This is a genomic window from Streptomyces sp. NPDC058632 (assembly GCF_042717095.1).
Classification (GTDB): Bacteria; Actinomycetota; Actinomycetes; order Streptomycetales; family Streptomycetaceae; genus Streptomyces.
In genome coordinates this window covers 24078-44058 of sequence record NZ_JBHXQZ010000052.1, presented here as the reverse complement: position 1 = coordinate 44058, position 19981 = coordinate 24078, and the positions used below count along the sequence as shown (strand labels likewise).

Below are 19981 nucleotides of genomic sequence, written 5' to 3'. Positions count from 1 at the left end.
GCCGCGCCGCGGCTTTTCTCCCACGCGTCTCATCGACCGAGGAGAAACCCGTGACGGGGCGTCCGTACGTTCTTCGAGACCGTGTCGCCGTGGTGACGGGCGCAGCACGGGGCATCGGCGCAGCGGTCGCCGGACACCTGGCCCGCAGAGGGGCGAAAGTCGCTCTGCTCGGCCTGGAAGCGGACCTCCTCGCCCGGGTGGCCGGGTCCCTGTCGGCCGACGCGCACCACTGGAAGGTCGACGTCACCGACGACGACGCCATGGCTCGAGTCGCCGCCGAGGTCCGCGACCGGTTCGGCCCGCCGTCCGTCGTCGTCGCCAACGCCGGCCTCGCGGAAGGAGGCCCCTTCGTCGGGTCCGACCCCGCCACCTGGCGTCGTGTGGTCGAGGTCAACCTCGTCGGGAGTGCCGTCACGGCCCGCACTTTCCTGCCCGACCTGCTCGACACCCACGGGTACTACCTTCAGATCGCCTCCCTCGCGTCCATCGGCGCCGCTCCGATGATGAGCGCGTACTGCGCCTCCAAGGCAGGCGTGGAGTCCTTCGCGCACTCCCTGCGCGCCGAAGTGGCCCCCCGCGGGGTGGCAGTGGGCATCGCCTACCTGAACTGGATCGACACCGACATGATCCGCGACGCCGACGAGCATGCCGTCCTGCGCGAACTGCGGGCGCACATGCCCCGCCCGGCGCGCAAGGTCTACCCTGCCGCAGACGTGGCCGCCCGCCTGGCCACCTGCGTCGAAAGGCGCTCGGCCGCCCTGTACGTCCCCGCGTGGCTGCGCGGCGTCCAGGTGGTGCGGGCGGGACTGCCCGGTCTTGTCAGCCTCTGGTCCCGGCACACGGTGCTCGGCACCGAATTCTCCGCCACCGGTCTCCTGGGAGCCGGGGGCCGGGCGGAGGGTGCCGGCGGTGTGTGACGCCCCTCCCCCGTCCCGCCGGCCGTCTGCCGTCCGCCCTCCCCGGGGCCGCGCCGAAGGCCGGCCGGCGGTTTCCGGCCCTCTCCGCGCATCCGGTGCCTCCCTGCCGTGCGGCGGGCCCTCACCCGGGTACCCGCTTCAGTTGCAGGCGGCCGGCCCCGGCCACGACCCCTGCGGTACGTCCCGGACCGGTGCGCTGCCGCAACGAACAGGAGGCAGCGATGCCGGACGCGGTGGTCATCGGAGCCGGGCCCAACGGTCTCGTCGCGGCGAATCTCCTCACCGACGCCGGATGGAGCGTGGAGGTCCTGGAGGAGCAGCCGGAGCCCGGCGGCGCCGTCCGCAGCGACCGCGGCGCACACCCCGATTACGTCAGTGACGTGTTCAGCGCCTTTTATCCTCTCGCCGCCGCCTCCCCGGTGCTGGCGGACCTGCGACTCCAGGAGGAGGGGCTCAGCTGGAGCAACGCCGCCCGCGTCCTGGCGCATCCCCTGCCGGACGGTCGGTGCGCGGTCCTGGAACGCCGGAGCGAGGACACGGCCGCGGGTCTGGACGCGTTCGCCGCGGGCGACGGGGCGGCCTGGCTGGCCCTGTGCGAGACCTGGAACCGCATGGGCCCCGACATTCTCGGCGCGCTTTTCACCCCCTTCCCGCCGGTGCGGTCCGCGGCGCGCCTCGCCGTGAGGCTCCGGGCCGCCGGCGGCCTGCGCCTGGCCAGGAGCCTGCTGCTGCCCGCTCGGCGGCTGGGGGAGGAGGAGTTCCGCGGCGAGGCGGGCAGGCTGCTGATCGCGGGCAACGCGCTGCACGCGGACCTGGCACCCGAATCGGCGGGCAGCGGCGGCTTCGGCTGGCTGATGTCCATGCTCGGCCAGACCTACGGTTTTCCCGTCCCGGTGGGCGGATCCAGTGCGCTCACGGCGTCCCTGGTCCGGCGGCTGGAGCGGCGCGGCGGCGTGGTCCGCTGCGGCGAACGGGTGAGCGAGGTCGTGGTGCGGGGCGGCCGTGCCGTCGGTGTCCGCACGGCGGGGGGCGAGTCCGTACCGGCGTCCCGTGCCGTTCTCGCCGATGTCTCCGCACCCGCACTGTACGGCGGGCTGGTCGACGCCCGGCACCTGCCCGGCCGGCTGTTGCGTGATCTCGTCCGGTTCCAGTGGGACTTCGCCACCTTCAAGGTCGACTGGGCACTCGGCGGGCCCGTGCCCTGGACCGCGCGGGAGGCCTCGACCGCGGGCACGGTCCATCTGGCCGACGGCGTCGACGGCCTCACCCGCTTCGCCGCGCAGATCGCGACCGGCCGCGTACCCGACCGTCCCTTCCTCCTCTTCGGGCAGATGACCACAACCGACGGCACGCGCTCCCCGGCCGGCACCGAATCGGCGTGGGCGTACACCCATGTCCCGCACCGGATCAAGGGCGACGCGGGCGAGGACGGCCTGACCGGAGCCTGGGACCGGCGGGAACAGGAAGCCATGGCCGACCGCATGGAGAGCGAGGTGGAGCGCTGGGCTCCGGGATTCCGCTCCCGCATCAGGTCCCGGCGCCTTCTCGCGCCGCCCACGCTCCAAGCCCTTGACGCGAACCTGTACGGCGGTGCGATCAACAACGGCACCACCGCGATGCACCAGCAACTGGTGTTCCGCCCCACCCCCGGAACCGGCCGGCCGGAAACACCGGTGAAAGGGCTGTACCTCGCCTCGGCCGCCGCTCACCCCGGCGGCGGCGTCCACGGGGCCCCCGGCGCCAACGCGGCCCGCGCCGCGCTGCGCGGCCGAACCCGGTCCGCCCTGCTCAGCCACGCACGCGGCGTCCTGGACCGGCGCGACAGGGAGGGCAACCGCGGGGACGGCCCCGAGCTCCTGAAACCCTGACACGCCGGTACCACCCGGCAGAGGCAGGGTCTCCTGTGGCTCCGTCGCGGGAAGGCCGACGACGCGGCTCCTCTGCCCGCCGCCCCCACCGCGCCCGCCGCCTCCACCGCGCCCACCCCAGCTTCGCGACAGCCGGTGATGCGGACATCGAACGGTCCGTCGCGGCGTCCCGGGCCGGCCTGTCCTGTCCTGTCCTCACCGCACCGGTCCGCGACCGTGACGGCCTGTCCCCGGTCCTGATCACCCACGGCCTGGACACGGCCGCCCCGGCCCACCGCGCCGCCGTCCCGCACCCGGGCGGACTCGTCGGGCAGGGACCGGCCCCACTGATCCTGACCACCCCGAGCCACCCGTTCACCGCCTCCCCCGGACGGACAGCGGCCCGTCCGACGGCGGGGACGGGCACCTGCCGCACACCCGGGGTGTCAGGGCGTCCGCGGCGGTCACCGTCGTGGCAGGTGGGGGTCCAGGGCGGCGGCGACGGCCGGGCTGCGGAGGTAGCCCGCCACGCGGTGGAAGTCGAAGAGGCTGACGCTCTCCTCGAGATCGAGGTCCACGCCGTCGAAGTAGCTTCCCAGGGGCCGCAGGACGGCCACGGGGTCCCCGTGGTCGGAGACGTTCACCCAGCGGGCGACGCCCGCGGGACGGATGCCCCGCTCGGCGGGTGCGGGCAGCAGACGGTGGAAGACGCCGTGCGGCAGGGCGAGCGGTGAACCGAGTGTGATGAGGAGGTCGACGGTCAGCTCCGGGTGTGCGTGCAGGGCCTCATAGGTCACCACCGTGCCGAGGGAATGGGCGATCACGACGCGCGGCCGGCGTTCGGCGATCACCGCTGCCACCTCCTCGCGGGCCGCGAGCCGGGCCGGCGCGTCCGGGGCGCGCAGATAGGCGGCGACTTCGCGGAAGCACAGGGCGACGAAGGCACGTGTGAGCCGGCCGTCCAGGCTGAAGCGCTTCGCCACCATCTCCACCGCGTGCCGCAGTGGCATGGCGAGGCGCCCTTGCGCGGTGGCCCCGGGCAGGTCCAGCGCATCGAGCCAGTGCGCCGCGAGCGCCGCCTCGTGCGGGGTCAGGTCGCCCAGGGCGCCGTCGTCCGGGCCCTGGGCGACCGGAAGGCCGCGGCTCAGATGGTGACCGTAGTAGGCGAACGCCACCTCGCTCTCCGCCAGGGGCCGGCCGAGACCGGCGGCGAGGTTCCTGGCCCAGACGCCGGCGCGCTGCGCGGCGACGTCCTCCGGTGCCCGGCCGCGGACGTGGTTTCCGACACCGTGGACGCCGACGATGAGGGACATGGCTGTCTCCTTCCGGGAGGTGGCGGGATCAGACACGGGCGACATCGCTCCAGGGGAGGAACGGCAAAAGGTCACCGCCCGGTTCCAGCGCGACGAGGGTGTCACCCAGAGCGACGACGACCGTGCCGTCGGTCGCGACCGTCAGTGCCCGCGGCTTCCCCGGAAGGCACAGCACGTGCGTTTCGACGCCGGTCAGCAGGTCCGACGCGCGGACCGTGCCGTCGCGGCCGGCGGTGAGCGCGTGCGGACGGCCGTCCACCGACGCCACCGCCACACACCGCACGCCCCCCTCGTGCCCGGCGAGCACCCGCGCCTCCCCGCCCGCCTCCAGATCCCACACCCGCACCGCACCGTCATCGCCCCCGGTCACCGCGTGCGCACGCCCGCCCGCCGACACCACCGCCACGCACCGCAACGCATGGCCCCCGTCGAGCAGCGGCTCGCCGAGCCGCCGGTTCTCCCGCAGGTCCCACAGGACCAGCAGCCCCACCTCGGGCAGCAACGACCGCCACCGATGGCCGCACAGGACCGCGACCGGCCGGCCGCGCACCGTGGCGCCGGCGACGGCGACGAAAAGCTGCCGGGACACGTGCGCGCTCTCCCTGGCGAAGCGTGGCCCCGGCAGCTCCCACACGTTGAGCCGCGACGACCTGCCGCCCGCCGCCTCGAACCAGTGGACGGCGAGGACCTCGGAGCCCAGGACCGCGCAGGCCACCCGGCTCTGTCCCCGGTCCACGCCGAGAGGGGGTACGCCTGATGCGACCGCCCTGCGTTCCCGAAGGTCCCAGACCCGCACCTCGCCGTCCTGGGAAGCGGTGACGAGGTGCGGCCGGCCGTCCAGGTCCACCGGGGCCAGGCTGGTGACGGGGGAGGGCCGATCGGCCCATACGGGCCCCAGCATCGCATCCCCCGGAATGTCCTGCAGCACCGAGTGTCCGGGGACGCGTCCCACCCGGTGGGCCCGCCACGCTCCGCCCTCGCCGAGGGCAAAGGCCAGTTCCCGCTCGCCCTGCCGGGCCGCGGCGACGGTGAGGATCTGGCGGCGCTGGGCGGGGGTCCGGTGGCGGTGCACGTCGGCGGTGTCGACGTACAGTCCCGCGAGTGGCGGGAGCCGGTCGCGCCGGGCCCACTTCGGCAGCCAGCGTCTGCCCTGCAGCGGCCGCAACTGCCGCTCCAGTGTTCCGGGGTCCGCGTGCAGGACGAACTCGACGTCGTCGAGGAGCTCGGGCAGTCGTCCGGCCTCGGTGGCGTGCCCGGCCGCGTGGCGCAGCAGATAGGGCTCTGCCGTCGCCCAGTGGCGAGGGTCCCGGACGAGGGTGAGCAGCCGGGTGAACACGGCGTCGGCGTACGGCCTTTCCGACCGGAGGAGGTCGGCGAGGCCCTGGTGGAAGAGGCGGTACACCGTTCTGCCCTCGCCGTCCACGTCACGGCGCAGATAGAACCGGACCGTGTCGAGCACCTCGCGGACCTGCTCGATCCGCGGTGCGCGCGGGGCGAAGGCGGCGGCCGCCGTCCGCACCACCTCCTCCGGCATGCCGGCGCCCCGGGCATGGGCGAGGGAGAAGAGGACGGCGTCCGTCCACAGCGGGCGCCGCCGGTCCTCGAGGTGCAGGTTCATGACCTTGCGGAGATCGCGTGGCACGGAGCCGACGAGTCTTCGCACTTCCGCCGGATCGTCCGGGAAGGGCTGGTCGAGGACGTGCCGCACGTACAGCGCGGCCACCAGGAACTCGCCGCACTCCGGGACACCGCGCCGCACCAGCTCCCGGGCGATGCCGTCGGCCAGCCGACCGGCGGTCCCCTCCCCCTCGGCCGTCGCGTAGCGGCCGTCGACGGCCAGCACGCTGCGCAGGTAGTCGCGCAGTTCGTCGCGCAGACGCTGGTCCGGCACGTCGTCCAGGTCGACGCGTCCCCCGCCGGCCCTGCGGAACAACGGCGCGAAGCGACGTCCCGGCCGGACGCCGACCAGCATCCGGCAGGCCGGGGCCAGGTCGAGCAACGCCGTCATCAGCTCCTTGGGATGCTCGGCCTCGTCCAGCGCGTCCAGAATCAACACCGGTGGTCGAGGGCGCTCCTGGAGGGCGGCGACGACGTCGGTGACGTCGTGGGTCGTACCCAGCTTCCACTGACGGCCGAGGCCGGCCATCACCTCGGAGACCGAGCGCCTGCGCGCGTGCACCACGGCCAGACCGGGAACCATAGGGGGCGCGTCGGCTCGCGACGCCCACAACTGGTGTGTTCCGCCTCGCAGTTCCGGGTGGGCGGCGCACACCAGCGCGCCCAGCAGCGCGGACTTGCCCACTCCCGGTCTGCCGGTGACCACCCGCAGGTCCGGTCCCCTGCCCCGTAACCAGTCCGACAGCGAGCGCACTTCGGCCTCCCTGCCCCGGAAGAACATCGGGCCTCCCTCCCCGAACACCGCCTCGGTGCCGGAGGCCCGGGCGGTGAAATGCCGGACGTCGGCCACCTCGTCGAGGAGTGCGGTGACCGTCCGGTCCACCCGGGCGCGGGCGGCAGCTCGCGGCTCGTCCCGGCCGTACGCGGGGTTGGGGAAGAACGCGAGGTGGGACAGTTCCGCGGCCGACACGGGGACCATGGGGTCGAGGGCCCTCTGTGGCGGCCCGCCCACCGTGTACTCGTCCACCAGGTCCATGACCTGCCGGCAGAAGAGGTGGAAGGGGATGTACGGCACGGACGGATCCACCCGTACGCTCTCGTCCGCGAAGCGCCCGAGCACCTCGGTGACCGCCCGGGTCAGACGGCCGTCGTAGGTCTGCTCGCCGACCCCGCCGGCGGCGAGCACCCAGGCCCGTCGCCGGTGTGCGGGCAGGGCGTGCTGCCACTCCCGCCGGGCCACGTTGCCCGAGTAGCACAGGTCCAGCAGGAACAGCACGTACGGCGCCGACTCGTCCGGTTCGGCGTCCTCGACCAGCTTGAGCCAGCTCTCGATGTCGTGGCGGGTGGGCCGCACATCGCCACCGACGACATAGACGCCGCCGCTGTCGGCCGGCTTGCCGTGGGCCAGGATGTGCACCACGACGAACCCGGGACCGGCCCCCAGCACCGACTCGACGGCCCGCTCCAGGGCGGCCGCCGATCCGGAGGGATCCCCCTCGGCGTCGTGCGGCCGGTAGCCGAAGAAGCGGAGGGTGTCGCGAAGCCGCCCGGCGTACTCCGGGGCGAACGGCAGCGGCGGCCACTCCGGCTGGTCCTCGCCCTCCAGATCCGGTGCGGGACCCTCGACCCCGACCACCAACGCCCGGCGCTCCGGGGACCGTTGTCCCTCCATGCCCTGCTCCCCCCTGCCCGGTCTCCGAGAGCACTGTAGAGGGACACCGGGCCGTCGGCCGCGCAACGCCTTCCGGAGACCGGCCTCGATCCGGTTCGTCACGCGGCGTGTGCCTCACCCCCGAAGTCCCGGGGAAACGCGATACCTCTCGCTGTACCGGGAGAGCACGTGGCCGGCGGGGATCGGTCCCCGCCGGCCGGCTGCGCGTGGCCCTGTCAACCAGCCGCACAGGTCGTGCCGTCGAGGGCGAAGGCCGTCGGGGCGGGATTGGTGGCGGGTCCCGAGCCGGTGAAGCCGACCGTGACCGAGCCGTCGACGGGGATCGTCGAGGTGTACGAGGCGGCGGCGACCGTCACCTCGGAGCCGTTCTGGGCGGGGGTGCCGCCCCACATGGTGCTGATGGCCCGACCGGCCGGAAAGGCGAACTCCAGGGTCCAGCCGCTGATGGCGGCGGTGCCGGTGGCGCGGACCACTGCGTGGTCTCCGGCAGTTCCGTGGTCTTCCTGAGGGCGGACGACCCCTCCCACCGGGAGACGTACGAGTTCGCCGGGAACCGGCGCGTTGTCGCGACGACCAGGGACGGCAGGGCGCTCCGGCCCTTCCCGGCGCCGCCGTCAGGAGGTGTCCGCGTCCACGCGAGTGCGGTCCGGCGGCAGGCGTACGGTGAAGCGGGCGCCGCCTTCCGGGCCGTGGCCGGCCACCGCGATGGAGCCCCCAGCCGGGCCGCCGGGCGGCCGTCGACGCCCTGGCCCCGTCGGACGGACCGCAGGACCGGAACAGCGCCGCCGGCCCGCTCGGCCTCCGGCTGACGGAGGTCGCGTTCACCGACGGGGGACTGCGGGCCGGTCTCACCGGCGGCAGGGCCGGACTCACCCGCCCGGACCGCTGAATCACCGCACGCTCAGAAGGCGTACCTGACGCGCAGCCACGGCGCGTGCGCGGCCAGCAGGTGCTGGATCCGTGTCAGCGCGTGCTGCTTGACCTCCCGGGCGTAGCGGACGTTGAGGTCTCCGTTCTGCGAGCGCTTGGTCTCCTGGGCGGCCGGCTGCCACAGCACCTCCTCGGCGCGGGGGTGCCAGCCCCGGTTGACCTCGTGCAGCGACCGGTTGTGGGTCAGCAGGATGATCTCGGCCGCTGCCTGCTCCTTCACCCGGGCGGGGAGGACGTCGTCGAGGTGGGTGAGCAGCTCGGCCCAGTCCCGCTGCCAGCCCGCGCGCAGAACGACGGGCGAGAGGTTGAAGTGGACCTCGTAGCCGGCGTCGAGGAAATCGGCGGCTGCGGCGATCCGCTCGGCGATCGGGCTGGTACGGAGGTCCAGCAGCCGGGAGTCCTCGGCCGGCATGAGGGAGAAGCGCACCCGGGTACGCCCCTGCGGGTCGAGCGCGAGCAGGTCGGGGTTGACGAACTTCGTCGCGAAGGAGGCCTTCGCCGTCGGCAGGCCGCGGAACGCGGCGACGAAATCCGCCGTGTTGTCGCAGATCAGAGCATCGACGGAGCAGTCCCCGTTCTCGCCGATGTCGTAGACCCATGCCTCGGGATCGCACTGGTTGGGTTCCGTCTTGGGGCCCTGGGCCCGTACGTGGCGCCGGACATGCGCCAGGATCGCCTCGATGTTGGTGAACAGGGTGATGGGGTTGGCGTAGCCCTTGCGGCGGGGGACGTAGCAGTAGGCGCAGGCCATCGCGCAGCCGTTGGAGGGGCCCGGGGCGATCCAGTCGGCCGACCTGCCGTTGGGACGCGTCGTGAGCGTGTGCTTGACCCCGAGGACCAGCGTCTCGGTCTTGATGCGGACCCACCGGCCGATGTTGCCGTCGTTGCCGTGGAGGGAGGGGATACGCCAGTGGCCGGCGACCTCGGTCACGCGCACTCCTGGCAGCCGGGCCATGATCTGTTGGCCGCGCGGGGAGTCGAGGGCCGCCGGCTCGGCGTAGACCTCCCGTACGTCGAGCAGCCGGCGTGCCTGCGGGCTGTCCCGGAACGGCTGGTGCGCGGCCTGCGCCGGTGCGGTGTCCGACCACCCGAAGAGTGCCTGCTGCTCCGGCTCTCCCGAGGCGGATCCTGCCGTCGGCTGATCCACGTGCTGTTCCTTTCCGGGCGCTGTGACCACGGCAGACCGGTCCGTGGCCGTCGCGAGGGCGGCGCGTCGTCGTGGCGAGGAGTCCTGGGACCTGTCCGGCCGACGCGGTGTGGTGTGCGGCGCGACGCCGCCCTTCACGGATCACAGCGCACGACCGTGTGGGCCTTATTCCGCACATGCCGGGTCCGACGGCTTCTGCCGGGACCCTTCGCACCGCCGCACCCGGGAGTCGTCGCCCTGTCCGTCCGTGAAGTGCGCGAGCGTGGTGATGACCCGTTCGGCGATGTCCGGCGGCCACGGGGAGGAGGGGGCAACCGCCACGTCGGCGGCGCCGGGGTGGAGCAGTCGTGGCGGCTGCTGTGCCGGGGCGGGACGCTGGTCTCGTACGGCACCGCGGCCACCAAGGACGAGGAAGGCAACTCGCGACGCCGTGCGCACAGCCGACGACGCCCGCCGGCACCCGTAAGCCACCCGCCACGCCCCCTCGACTTCGCCGGCGCCTGATGCCCGACCGGCACCGGCACAGCCCCCTCCGCCGACGCGGTCGCCCTCCGGCCCGGCCCGCACGGCCCCGCTCACCGGCGCACCGCTCCCCCTTTCCCCCCTGGCCCGTCGACGTCGTGCGGCGTGTCGTGCCCCCGCTGTCGCACTCCGGCCGCCCACCGGTCCGGCGACGTACGAGCCGGACCACAGGTGTTGCGCTCGCCGGTAGTGCCGGACCAGCTCCGGGGGCTCTCCCCCACCCTCCGGGGCAGGGGGCGGTAGCCAGGGAGTCAAGGGCCGCTCAGGGGAAGAACCGGCTCACCACGTCTTCTTCCGGCCGCTGGGGGAACCCATGGTTCATGACGACGCGATCCGAGCTGCCCGGCATGGCCGAGTCGTACTGGATGGCCACAGCGCCCGGCATCCGGTGGCCGGCACTGGACACCGACGCGACGGCGGATGTCGCCGTGATCGGGGCGGGCATGGCCGGCCTGAGCACCGCCTGGGAACTGACCCGGGCCGGACGGAACGTGGTCGTGCTGGAGGCGGACCGCGTTGCCGCCGGGGTGACCGGCTGTACGACGGCGAAGCTCACCGCGGCTCACTCGCTCGTGTACGAGCGGCTGCGCCGCACACGCGGGCGGAAGGGCGCACGCCAGTACGCCCACTCCCAGCAGGCAGCGGTGGAGCGGGTCGCCTCGGCGGCGACGGAACTGGGGGTCGACTGCGACTTCGAACGGTCGTCGGCGCTGACCTTCACCACTGACCCGCGGGAACGCTCCTTGTTCGAGGCCGAGGCCGAGGCCACCGCGGAGGCGGGACTGGACGCCCGCTTCGTGACGGACACGGACCTGCCCTTCCCCGTGGCCGCAGCCGTGCGCGTGGCGGGTCAGGCGCGATTCCACCCGCGCAAGTATCTTCTGGCCCTCGCGGACGACATCACCGCGCGAGGCGGTGTCATCCACGAACGAACCCGGGTGACCGGCCTTTCCGAGGGCAGTCCGTGCAGGCTGACGACGGAGCGGGGCGCGACCGTCACGGCCGAGGACGTCGTCGTCGCCACGCACTACCCGGTCTTCGACCGGGCGCTTCACTTCGCGCGCCTGTCACCGCACCGCGAACTGGTCGTCGCCGCGCCCCTGCCCGCCTCCGAGGCGCCGGAGCACATGTACATCACGGACGACATGGGCAAGCGGTCCGTGCGCACCGCTCCGCTCGACGACGGCCGGCGGCTGCTCATCGTCACGGGCGAGAGTTTCACGCCCGGTACGGGTGACAGCCACGAGCGCTTCCTGCGCCTGGACGCCTGGATGCACGAGCACTTCGCGGTCGGCGACACGGCCTACCGGTGGGCCGCCCAGGACAACGACGTGAGCGACGGCGTGCCCCTGGTCGGCCCCTTCCATCCGGGCGCACGCCATGTGTACGTGGCGACCGGATTCGGCGGCTGGGGCATGAGCGGAGGCGCCATGGCCGGACAGCTGCTGGCGTCCACGCTCACCGGCGCGCGGCCCGAGTGGGCGGGGCTGTACGACCCACGCCGTCTGTGGAGCACCGTCCGGGAGGGGGCGGCCCTGCTGAAACAGCAGGCGGAGGTCGCCCGGCACTTCGTGGGTGACCGTCTGAAAACCACCCACGTCGACTCCGTCGCCGAGATCACCCCCGGTTCGGGCGCGATCGTCCGGGTCGAAGGGCGCCGCTGCGCCGTCTACCGCGACGAGGGCGGAACCACCCACGCCGTGTCGGCGCGCTGCACGCACCTCGGCTGTCTGGTCGCCTTCAACGAGGCGGAGACCGCCTGGGAGTGCCCGTGCCACGGTTCGCGGTTCGGCGTCGACGGCGAAGTGCTTCAGGGCCCGGCCCTGCGCCCGCTGCCTCCACGCACGATCTGAGCGCGGTCACCCCGTCCGAGCGCGGTCCCCGGCTCAGCGTGGGACCGGGCGGTCCGCACGCCTACAGCCCCGGTCCCTTCTCGTCGGCGCGCGCCGGCCGCTCCCCGTGGAGCAGCGCCGACCGCCCGGTCCGCCATGCCTTCAGGAGGTGGGATGCCAGTCGGCTCTCCAGGTGCACGGTGGCGTCGGCGCCGAAAGCGACCTCTGCGTCCAGGCGTGGCTCTTCGGCGAGCAGGCCGCCGATCACTTCCCGGCGTACGACCTGTTCGTGCACGGCGTCCGCCTCCACGTGCTCCGCGTAGAAGCGCTCGGCCGCAGGGCCGGCACCGGTGCGCCGCATCGCCGCGGCGAGTCGGCGTGAACCCGGCGAGGAGGTGACCTCGACGCAGGCGAAGTGGCCGACCAACGCTCCCCGCAACGCCCGGTGCAAGCCGAACAGCGTCATCATGTTCACGACGGCGAGGGCGGGCGCGGGCGCTGCCTCCAGGTAGTGGCCGTAGGCCGGGTCCAGCCCCAGGTCCGCCATGAGCTCGGCGAAGAGCCGAGCGTGGATGTTCTCGGCCCGTCCGGCGCCGAACTCGTCGTATTCGATGGCGACCATGCCGGCCTTGGCCCGCCCGCGCAACCGGGGGATCACCCAGGCGTGCGGATCTGCCTCCTTGAGGTGGTAGAGCGAGCGCAGGGCCGCGTATTCGCGGATCTGCCACAGCGCTCCTTCGTGCTCGAGGTGGTGGGCGACGCTGTCACGGTGGTCGGTGGGCTCCACGAGCAGCTCGCCGACCGCCTCGTCCGCCGAACGGCCGGCCGGCACGTCGGCGCGCAGAGCGCCGAGGAAGCGTTCTTCGAGCGCCCTGCGCAGGGGCATGATCGCGGGGTCCCACTCACGGTCCTCGGCGATGCCGGCGAAACCGCGGTAGTGCAACTCGTAGAGCACGTAGAGGGCCAGCTGCAGGTCCTCCCCGTACGGGTCGGCGGCTTCGGCGGCGCCCACGTCGGGAGGAGCCTGCCGCGGCGCGGCGAGGGCGGCGAGCAGACCGGCCGAGAGCGGTCCCCTGGGGCTGGGCACGGAGGGGCCGGCAGTCCTGTGGTCAGTGGTGGTCGCCGTCATGGGTGCCCTTCGGGTCGCTGCCGGGAGACGGGTCGTGGACCTCGCGGCGACCGGCGCCGGGAGGTTTCGTGTGGCGGCGGTGGCTGGTGTCGCACCACGGGTATGTGCGGCTGCGGCGGCAGGTGCAGACGGCGACGACGAACCGGTCGGAGGCGGCGATCGTGCCGTCCTCCTGGACGATCTCCACCGGTCCCTCGATCAGGACCGGGCCGTTGCGGTCGACGGTCACTCGCCTGGCGTGCTCAGCTTCGTTCGGCACGGATGACCACCAGTTCCTCTGTGTCCTCGTCGGGGCCGATCAGGCCCTGGGCACGCAGCCACGGCAGCCGTTGGGTGATCACGGGGCCGAAGGGGACGGCTGACCGGTGCGTCACCGAGCAGCGCAGACCGGTGTCGGCCAGCCGTCCCAGCGTTTCCTCGACGCCGCAGAGTCCGGAGTGGACCATGAGGAGTGTGCCGTGGGGCCGGAGCACGTCCCGGGCGTGGGCGCAGATCCGGTCCAGGGCCTGCCGTCCGCCGTGGCCGGCGTTCCAGGCGACCGCGGGCCGGTGGCTGCGGGCGGGGTGGGCGTGGGGGGTGGGCACGTACGGCGGATTGCTCACCACCATGTCGAAGCGCTGCTCGGCGACCGGCCCGGTGAGGTCGCCGTGCAGCACCCGGATGCGGTGCCCCGCACGGGCGGCGTTCAGCCGGGCCGTCATCACCGCCCGCCGGGAGATGTCGGTCGCCGTCACCCGGGCCCCCGCCCGTGCGGCCAGCAGGGCGAGCGCGCCGCTGCCGGTGCAGACGTCGAGGACGTCCATGTCCGCGGTGATCCCTTCGGTGCGGAGCGCGTGGGCGAGCAGGTAGGTGTCGGCCTGGGGTGCGTAGACCCCCGGCAGCGTCCACAGGTTTCCGAGGCCGGCGGGGCGTGTGACGGCAGTCGTCATCCGAAGCCTCCAGGAGAGTGCGAACAGGTACAGGTCTCGTTCGTCTCGTCGGGCGTGTGCCCACCTCGTTTCAGGGTGCGTGTGCCTACGGTCCGCCGCGACTCGAAGGGCGGTCACTGGCCTCCTGCCCTGTGACTGCTGTCGCATGCTGAGGTTCCGGTGACCGTCACACGGTGTGATGGGCGGGTGGCACGCACCCTGGCCCTGCCGCTCGGCGCCCGGTCGGTCGGCGTTCACGTCGTGCACCGGCACGCGGATGGTGCCGAGGGTGCTGTCGGCGGCATCGGGAACGGGCGTCCCCCTCCTTCGCCGCCCTGGAAGGCGGCATGGACGATCTCCGCGGCACGGTGTTCGTCGCGACCGGTCACCGCCGTCCACAGCCGGCCCCGAAGGGCCCGGATGCCGTGGGGGCCGGAGTCGTCGCTCGTGTTCACGCGGTGTACCTGCCCCGGGTGTGGCCGTTCACCGCGCTCAGGTGGGTCGTGGGCGGGGCGCTGATGACGATGACGGCCATGTCGTCGTGGCTGCCGCCCCGCAGCCACTGCGAGGCGAGCATCTGGATCCGCTCGACGACGGCTTCCCCGGGCATGCCGGCGCACTCCGACAAGGCTTGTCTCAGGCGCTTTTCGCCGAACAGTTCGTCGCCGAGCGGTCCGCCGCGGGCCTCGGTGAATCCGTCGGTGTAGAGCAGGCACGTCTCGCCCGGTTGCAGAACCGTCTCGACCGAGTGGGCCTCGATCGTGGGAAGGGCTCCGATCAGGGAGCCGCGCGTGGGGACCTCCTCGACGCTGCCGTCCATACGCACCACCAGGGGGGCGGGGTGACCGGCCGAGGTGAGGCGCAGCCGTACCTGGTTCTCCGTGCGCTGCACCGAGGCCATCACCAGGGTCGCGAAGCGGGTGTGGTGAGAGGTCAGGAGCGCCCCGTTGAGGAGCTGCAGCATCCGCTCGTGGTCGTCGGCCATCGGCACCAGTGCCTGCAGGGTGTTGCGGATCTTGCCGGTCAGGACGGCCGCGTCCAGGCCCTTGCCGCACACGTCGCCCAGGACCACCAGCGACGCGTCGGCCGGGGTGCTGCCGGGGTGGACGTCGTAGAAGTCGCCGCCCACCCGCTCACTGGCCGCGGCGGGCCGGTAGCCGCCGGCGATCTCCACCCCGTTGAGCCGCCGCAGGCGGGGAGGAAGCAGATCACGCATCAGGGTCCGGGTGATGGCGCTCTGCTCGCTGTAGAGGCGGGAGGCGGACAGGGCGGCGCCGGCCCGGGCGGCGAACAGCCGGGCGAAGATCTCTTCGTTCTCGCCGAACTGCGCGTGGTCCGTGCTGCGCAGCAGGATCAGGGCTCCGGCGGGCACGCCGTGGCCGGGCAGAGGGGTCACGACGACCGACCGGATCGTTCCGCCGAAGCCCTGCGGGACCACCCAGTCGGGCAGTGTCGCGGGGTCGATCCAGCGTGAGGGTACGGGCGGGAAACCCTGCAGCGCCTCGCCGAGGCCGGGGAGCTGGGACGGATCAGCCGCAATCAGGGCGCGGGTGGCGTCCTGGCCCGCGATGCCCTGCGCGACGGACAGCCTGCCGTCCGACGGCGGGGCGACGACGACCGCCGCGTCCGCGAGGAACTCGGCGGCCAGCTGCGCGGTGGCGGCCATGCATCTGTCGGTGTTCAACGAGGCCAGCAGGACGTTGGACGCCTCCGCGAGGAACCTGGTGCGTTCGCGCTCGGTGGCGAGCGTCTCCTCGGCGAGTCGCCGGTCGGTGTCGTCGACCAGCCACCACACCACGTTCCCGTCCTGGCTCAGGGTGGGGTGCGCCTCGAAGCTGTGGGCCGCGATCCACCCCGATACCGAAGACAGAACCCCGGCGTTCCGACGGTCCCAGGCAGGACGCCGCCCGTGCACGACCGCTTCCAGATGGGCCTGCGCCAGCCAGCCCGGGGCCGCGTCCAGCATGCTCGCCCCGGGCACCGCGCCTTCCAGGAGAAGGGTGGCCGCGGGGTTCGCCTCCACGACGGTGCCGACCTCGTCGGCCATGATCACGGGGTGGGGGGCCAGAGTCCACAGGCCGGGCGCGGGGCGCTGCTCGGGTATGGAAACGGAGACTTCCTCGGTAGAGGCCATGAAGAGGGCCCGCCCGAGGCGAACCGCACCACCCTTCCCGGTGGACGAAAAATACTTGGCTTGCGGCAAGCATCACCCGGGCGCCTCCTCGATGGCAACCCGCCCCCGCGTGCCGTCTCCCGAGGAGGGGGCCCTGCGCGCGCCTCTCACGACACGCCTCTCACGACACAGGACCAAAACCTCCACGGAAAGGTCACACGACCGTTGTCCGGGGACCGGCAGGGCCTGTGGCGGGACGGCCGTGCCAGTCCAGACACATCACCAGAGAGTCGTCCGCGGCCGGGCCGGAGCCGCGGTGTCCGAACAGCTCCCGCAGCATCGCTCTGGGCACCTGCGAGGCGGGCAGCAGACGTGTGCCGGTGATGGATGCGGCCAGTGCGCGGAGGCTGTACCTCTCACCGCTCGGTGACAACGCGTCGTAGACGCCGTCACTGATGAAGAGCAGACGGTCTCCGGGTTCGACCTCGAAGTGCTGTGGAACGTAGGCGGTGTCCTCGAACATGCCCAAGGGCATCTGCGCCTCCAGTTCGATCGCCTCGACCACCCCCTTGCGCACTCGCCACACACGCGGTGAACCGGCGTCGATGATCTCCACGTCCCCGGTCGGGAGGTGGAATCGGAACAGCAGCGTCGACAGGTAGCGGCTTCCCTGGTACTGCCCGTAAACGGCCTGATCGGCCAGATAGGCCTGGTCGCTCAGGTCCAGGCCGGCGCGGCGGGCATTGCGCAGGGCGTTGACCGCGAGGCTGGTCAGCAACGCGGCGTCGATCCCTTCGCCCATGCCGTTGCTGACGGTCACGTACAGGTCATCGGCCGAGGCCGACCAGTCGAAGCTGTCGCCGAAGATGGCGTACGCGGGCTCCAGCTGGGCGCCGAGGCTGTACTCGGGCCGGGCACAGGAACCACCGGGCAGCAACTGCCACTGCATCTCGGCGGCCAGCGTCAGCCGTTCCGCCCGACGCGCCTGCAGGAACAGATCGGTGTCCCGGCCCGCGACCACCACCTCGTGCGCCAGCGCGTCGGCGTACTCCTGAAGCTCCTCCACCACGTCCGCCGCCGGCCCGTCCTCGTCGGCCTGCAAAGTGACGCTCAGGATCCCCAGCCTGTCCCCCCGGACACTGACCGGCAGGTGCACCGTCGCCGTGGAGGCCGGGCCGTCATACACGCAGTGCGGTTCCTGGGCGCCGAACGCGCGGCCCGGAGCACTCCCGTGCACCGACACCGGTGGACGGGTGTGCGGCAGTACCCCGACGGGCTGCAGCTTCGTCATGGCATAGTCGGCCATCAACAGCTCCACCGACCGGGCATGATGGCGGCGCTCGATCAGGGAACGGATCACGTCGAAGATCTCATGGGGCGCGGCCTCGCGCAGAGAGCGCTCGACCGCGCTGGGTCTGTCCACCGGTACCGGTCCTTCTTTCCTTCGCATATCTTCATCTGTGCGACTGCCCACACCGACCAGCCGGAACGGGCGTAAACCGCCCACTCGGGAGTGTCACATGCGCGAGGCCCCCACCCCTCTCCACCAGCACGACTCCCCTGCCGTGCCCGAAATCGGCCAGGTCCTGGAACTCCTCGAGATCGCCTGGGAGCGTGGCCGCGGCATGCTCGGTACCGCGCCGCTCTCCGCCGCTCAGACACGTGTGATGTTCATCATCGAACGCGAACCCGGTATCAATCTGAGCACGCTGGGCCGCCGTCTTTCCGCAGCCGCACCGTCCGTCACCCGCCTCTGCGACCGCCTCCAAGCCGCCGGATTCCTCCGCCGGACCCCGCGCCCCCAGGACCGTCGCGAAATGCAGCTGGAACTCACCGACGCAGGTTTCGCACACCTGTACGACATCAGGAGTCGCCGGAAACAAGCACTCCATCAGGCCATGAGCCGCATGACTCCCGACGCACAGCACGCCCTCGCCACCGGACTCGGCGCACTGTGCGACGCGGTCGGCGAACCCGCCCACACCCTCGACCGCCGGGAAAGCGCCTGAGTCACGCGCGTCGCCCGTGGGCCCCGGCCCACCGGACCATCAGCTCGGTGGCCGTCGGACGCGCCCGCCATCGGCCACGGTGAGCCGGGCGCAGGCAGGGGTTCCGGTTCCCGGCTCCGTGCGGAGGACGAAGTCCGGGGCAATGCGACGGCCCGCTCCCGGCCGGGCTCGGCTCCCCTGGTGGCGGTGGTGTCGGATCCGTGGGTGGCGTGCGCGCCGAGGCCGCCCGGCCCGTCGGGCAAAGGGCTCCACCACCCATGGGGCGTCGTGCCCCGGACCACGAGCCTCTCCGGCCTCCGGAGCCCTGGGCCGCCGGGGCTCCGGGTGAGTCCTCACCGCCAGGCGTGCGTGGGCCGCCGGGGCTCCGGGTGAGTCCTCACCGCCAGGCGTGCGTGGGCCGCCGGGGCTCCGGGTGAGTCCTCACCGCCAGGCGTGCGGTGTTGCGGTGCGCGTTGTTGCGGTGCGTTGCCGTGTGCGGTGTCGCGGTGTGCGGTGTCGCCGTGTGCGGTGTGCTCAGAGGTAGCGGCGGATCGGCACCACAGCCGCTTCCCGGGCCCGCTGGAGGAGGTCGCGGCGCTTCCACCGACCGCGCTCGATCAGCACGCTCTTCTCCCGGTCCTCGTCGAAGTGCCCGTCCAGGGCGGCGGTGAATTCGGGGTCCATGACCGCGAGCATGACTTCCTCGTCGTGGGCGAGCGAGCGCCGGTTGAAGTTGGTCGAGCCGACCAGTGAGGCGATCCGGTCGATGGTGATGACCTTGGCGTGCATCATCGTCGGCTGGTACTGGTAGATCTTCACGCCGCAGGCCGTGAGGTCTTCGTAATAGCGCTGCCCGGCGAGCTGGCAGACCCGTTTGTCGGTGTGCGGGCCGGGCAGCAGGATCTCGACCTCCACCCCGCGCCGGGCGGCGGCGCAGAGCAGCTCGGTGAAGTAGGCGTCGGGGGCGAAGTAGGCGGTGGTGAGGCGGACGCGTTCCTCGGCGGATTCGAGGACGACGCGAATCAGGGTCTGCATGTCCTGCCAGCCGAAGGAGGCGGAGCCGCGCACGACCTGGACGACGGCGTCGCCCTGGGGGTCGCTGCCGACGAACCGGTCGCGGTCGTCGAAGAGGTCATCGTGGCACTCGGCCCAGTTCTGGGCGAAGGCGGCGGCGAGGCCGTCGACCGCAGGCCCGCGGACCTGCACGTGGGTGTCGCGCCACTCGTTCTCGTTGCGCGCGTCACCGCACCACTCCTCGGCTATCCCGACGCCACCGGTGAAGGCGGTCGCCTCGTCGACGACGAGGACCTTGCGGTGACAGCGGTGGTTCTGCTTGAAGGGCGAGAGGTGGAGCGGCTGGCGGAACCAGGCCACGTCCACCCCGGCCTCGTCCATGAGGGCGAGCTGGTCCTTCTCTATGGGCCGGCTGCCGAAGCCGTCGAGCATGAGCCGTACCCGGACTCCTGCGCGGGCGCGCTCGGCCAGCGCCTCGGCGAACTTGTGCGCGATGTCACCCCGCCAGTAGACGAAGGTCATCATGTCCACGGTGTGCTCGGCGCCCCGGATGGCGTCGAGCATCGCGCCGAAGATCTCGTCGCCGTTGCGGAGCGGGACCAGCGCGTTGCCCTCGGTGGCCGCGATGCCGATCAGCCGCTCCAGCCTGCGTCTCAACCGCAGCGAGCGTGTGTCGCGGGCCTTCGTGTCCAGATCCGCGCGGTCGTCCAGTTGTGTGCCTTCGGGGATCTTCGTGATGTCAGACATGTTCCACCTGTGTAGATAAAGGGCGAGGACGCGGACGCGGCCGGCGTTCGGGCGCGCTGACGCTCCGGAAGCCGACGGCCGTGAAGCGGCCTGCCGCACTCCGGACCTGGTCGGCCGGCGCCGGCCGCCGGATTCCGAGCAGGGAGCTTGTACCCCCGAAGCCCTCCGGGATGCCGCCCGCCGGTTTCCCCGTTCCGGGACGAAGTCCGACGACCACCGTTCCTGGTCGGTGAGCAGGAGTCACCGGTAGGCCCTGGACCCACTTCTGGTCATTACCGATATTTC

At 72.6% G+C, this 19981-nt stretch carries 14 protein-coding genes; 4 read left to right on the top strand and 10 right to left on the bottom strand.

The window, feature by feature from the left end; all coding sequences use genetic code 11:
- Positions 1–50: 50 nt before the first annotated feature.
- Both ACFWVE_RS20715 and ACFWVE_RS20710 read left to right on the top strand, forming a co-directional pair.
- A complete protein-coding gene (locus ACFWVE_RS20715; RefSeq protein ID WP_384015963.1) occupies positions 51–917 on the top strand; it encodes an SDR family oxidoreductase in 867 nt (288 codons plus the stop codon).
- A gap of 221 nt (positions 918–1138) precedes the next feature.
- Positions 1139–2785 carry a phytoene desaturase family protein gene (locus ACFWVE_RS20710; protein ID WP_384015961.1) on the top strand — a complete coding sequence of 549 codons (1647 nt, stop codon included), beginning with the start codon at positions 1139–1141 and terminating at the stop codon, positions 2783–2785.
- Between the two features lie 443 nt (positions 2786–3228).
- On the opposite strand, the gene ACFWVE_RS20705 is transcribed toward ACFWVE_RS20710, so the two are convergent.
- The 4 genes from ACFWVE_RS20705 to ACFWVE_RS20690 all read right to left on the bottom strand — a co-directional run bounded on the left by ACFWVE_RS20705 (position 3229) and on the right by ACFWVE_RS20690 (position 9443).
- A complete protein-coding gene (locus ACFWVE_RS20705) occupies positions 3229–4077 on the bottom strand; it encodes a hypothetical protein (RefSeq protein ID WP_384015959.1) in 849 nt (282 codons plus the stop codon).
- 28 nt (positions 4078–4105) lie between these two features.
- A complete protein-coding gene (locus ACFWVE_RS20700; protein WP_384015957.1) occupies positions 4106–7366 on the bottom strand; it encodes an AAA family ATPase in 3261 nt (1086 codons plus the stop codon).
- A gap of 215 nt (positions 7367–7581) precedes the next feature.
- The gene (locus ACFWVE_RS20695; RefSeq protein ID WP_384015955.1) at positions 7582–7839 is read right to left on the bottom strand and encodes a cellulose binding domain-containing protein; all 258 of its coding nucleotides are present in this window, start codon (positions 7837–7839) and stop codon (positions 7582–7584) included.
- A gap of 428 nt (positions 7840–8267) precedes the next feature.
- Positions 8268–9443: a spore photoproduct lyase family protein gene (locus tag ACFWVE_RS20690; protein ID WP_384015953.1), complete on the bottom strand. Its 1176-nt coding sequence runs from the start codon at positions 9441–9443 to the stop codon at positions 8268–8270.
- An 842-nt stretch (positions 9444–10285) separates the two neighbouring features.
- Between ACFWVE_RS20690 and ACFWVE_RS20685 the strand changes: the two genes are divergently transcribed.
- Positions 10286–11818 carry an FAD-dependent oxidoreductase gene (locus tag ACFWVE_RS20685; RefSeq protein ID WP_384015952.1) on the top strand — a complete coding sequence of 511 codons (1533 nt, stop codon included), beginning with the start codon at positions 10286–10288 and terminating at the stop codon, positions 11816–11818.
- A gap of 61 nt (positions 11819–11879) precedes the next feature.
- On the opposite strand, the gene ACFWVE_RS20680 is transcribed toward ACFWVE_RS20685, so the two are convergent.
- From ACFWVE_RS20680 to ACFWVE_RS20660, 5 genes are all read right to left on the bottom strand, one after another.
- Positions 11880–12926 (bottom strand): iron-containing redox enzyme family protein, encoded by a 1047-nt coding sequence (locus tag ACFWVE_RS20680; RefSeq protein ID WP_384015950.1) that lies wholly within the window; start codon positions 12924–12926, stop codon positions 11880–11882.
- Complete coding sequence (locus tag ACFWVE_RS20675; protein WP_384015948.1) at positions 12907–13185, bottom strand: CDGSH iron-sulfur domain-containing protein; 279 nt, start codon at positions 13183–13185, stop codon at positions 12907–12909. Before ACFWVE_RS20675 ends, ACFWVE_RS20680 begins: the two co-directional genes overlap by 20 nt.
- Positions 13169–13855, bottom strand: coding sequence for a HemK2/MTQ2 family protein methyltransferase (locus ACFWVE_RS20670; protein WP_384015947.1), 687 nt, complete (start codon positions 13853–13855; stop codon positions 13169–13171). The genes ACFWVE_RS20675 and ACFWVE_RS20670 overlap by 17 nt, the downstream gene beginning before the upstream one ends.
- Before the next feature lie 430 nt (positions 13856–14285).
- Entirely contained in the window at positions 14286–15968 is a 1683-nt protein-coding gene (locus tag ACFWVE_RS20665) for a SpoIIE family protein phosphatase (protein ID WP_384015945.1), read from the bottom strand.
- A gap of 193 nt (positions 15969–16161) precedes the next feature.
- Entirely contained in the window at positions 16162–17370 is a 1209-nt protein-coding gene (locus tag ACFWVE_RS20660; RefSeq protein ID WP_384015943.1) for a PP2C family protein-serine/threonine phosphatase, read from the bottom strand.
- 97 nt (positions 17371–17467) lie between these two features.
- Here ACFWVE_RS20660 and ACFWVE_RS20655 point away from each other — a divergent pair, with 97 nt between their 5' ends.
- Positions 17468–17956, top strand: coding sequence for a MarR family transcriptional regulator (locus tag ACFWVE_RS20655; RefSeq protein WP_384015941.1), 489 nt, complete (start codon positions 17468–17470; stop codon positions 17954–17956).
- A 513-nt stretch (positions 17957–18469) separates the two neighbouring features.
- Here the strand turns inward: ACFWVE_RS20655 and ACFWVE_RS20650 are convergent.
- Positions 18470–19696 carry a phosphatidylserine/phosphatidylglycerophosphate/cardiolipin synthase family protein gene (locus ACFWVE_RS20650; RefSeq protein WP_384015939.1) on the bottom strand — a complete coding sequence of 409 codons (1227 nt, stop codon included), beginning with the start codon at positions 19694–19696 and terminating at the stop codon, positions 18470–18472.
- Between the last annotated feature and the right edge of the window lie 285 nt (positions 19697–19981).

Coding starts and splice junctions, on each gene's coding strand:
- ACFWVE_RS20710 (WP_384015961.1), top strand. CDS start 1,139: ATGCCGGACGCGGTGGTCATCGGAGCCGGGCCCAACGGTCTCGTCGCG.
- ACFWVE_RS20705 (WP_384015959.1), bottom strand. CDS start 4,077: ATGTCCCTCATCGTCGGCGTCCACGGTGTCGGAAACCACGTCCGCGGC.
- ACFWVE_RS20700 (WP_384015957.1), bottom strand. CDS start 7,366: ATGGAGGGACAACGGTCCCCGGAGCGCCGGGCGTTGGTGGTCGGGGTC.
- ACFWVE_RS20685 (WP_384015952.1), top strand. CDS start 10,286: ATGACGACGCGATCCGAGCTGCCCGGCATGGCCGAGTCGTACTGGATG.
- ACFWVE_RS20680 (WP_384015950.1), bottom strand. CDS start 12,926: ATGACGGCGACCACCACTGACCACAGGACTGCCGGCCCCTCCGTGCCC.
- ACFWVE_RS20670 (WP_384015947.1), bottom strand. CDS start 13,855: ATGACGACTGCCGTCACACGCCCCGCCGGCCTCGGAAACCTGTGGACG.
- ACFWVE_RS20665 (WP_384015945.1), bottom strand. CDS start 15,968: ATGGCCTCTACCGAGGAAGTCTCCGTTTCCATACCCGAGCAGCGCCCC.
- ACFWVE_RS20655 (WP_384015941.1), top strand. CDS start 17,468: ATGCGCGAGGCCCCCACCCCTCTCCACCAGCACGACTCCCCTGCCGTG.
- ACFWVE_RS20650 (WP_384015939.1), bottom strand. CDS start 19,696: ATGTCTGACATCACGAAGATCCCCGAAGGCACACAACTGGACGACCGC.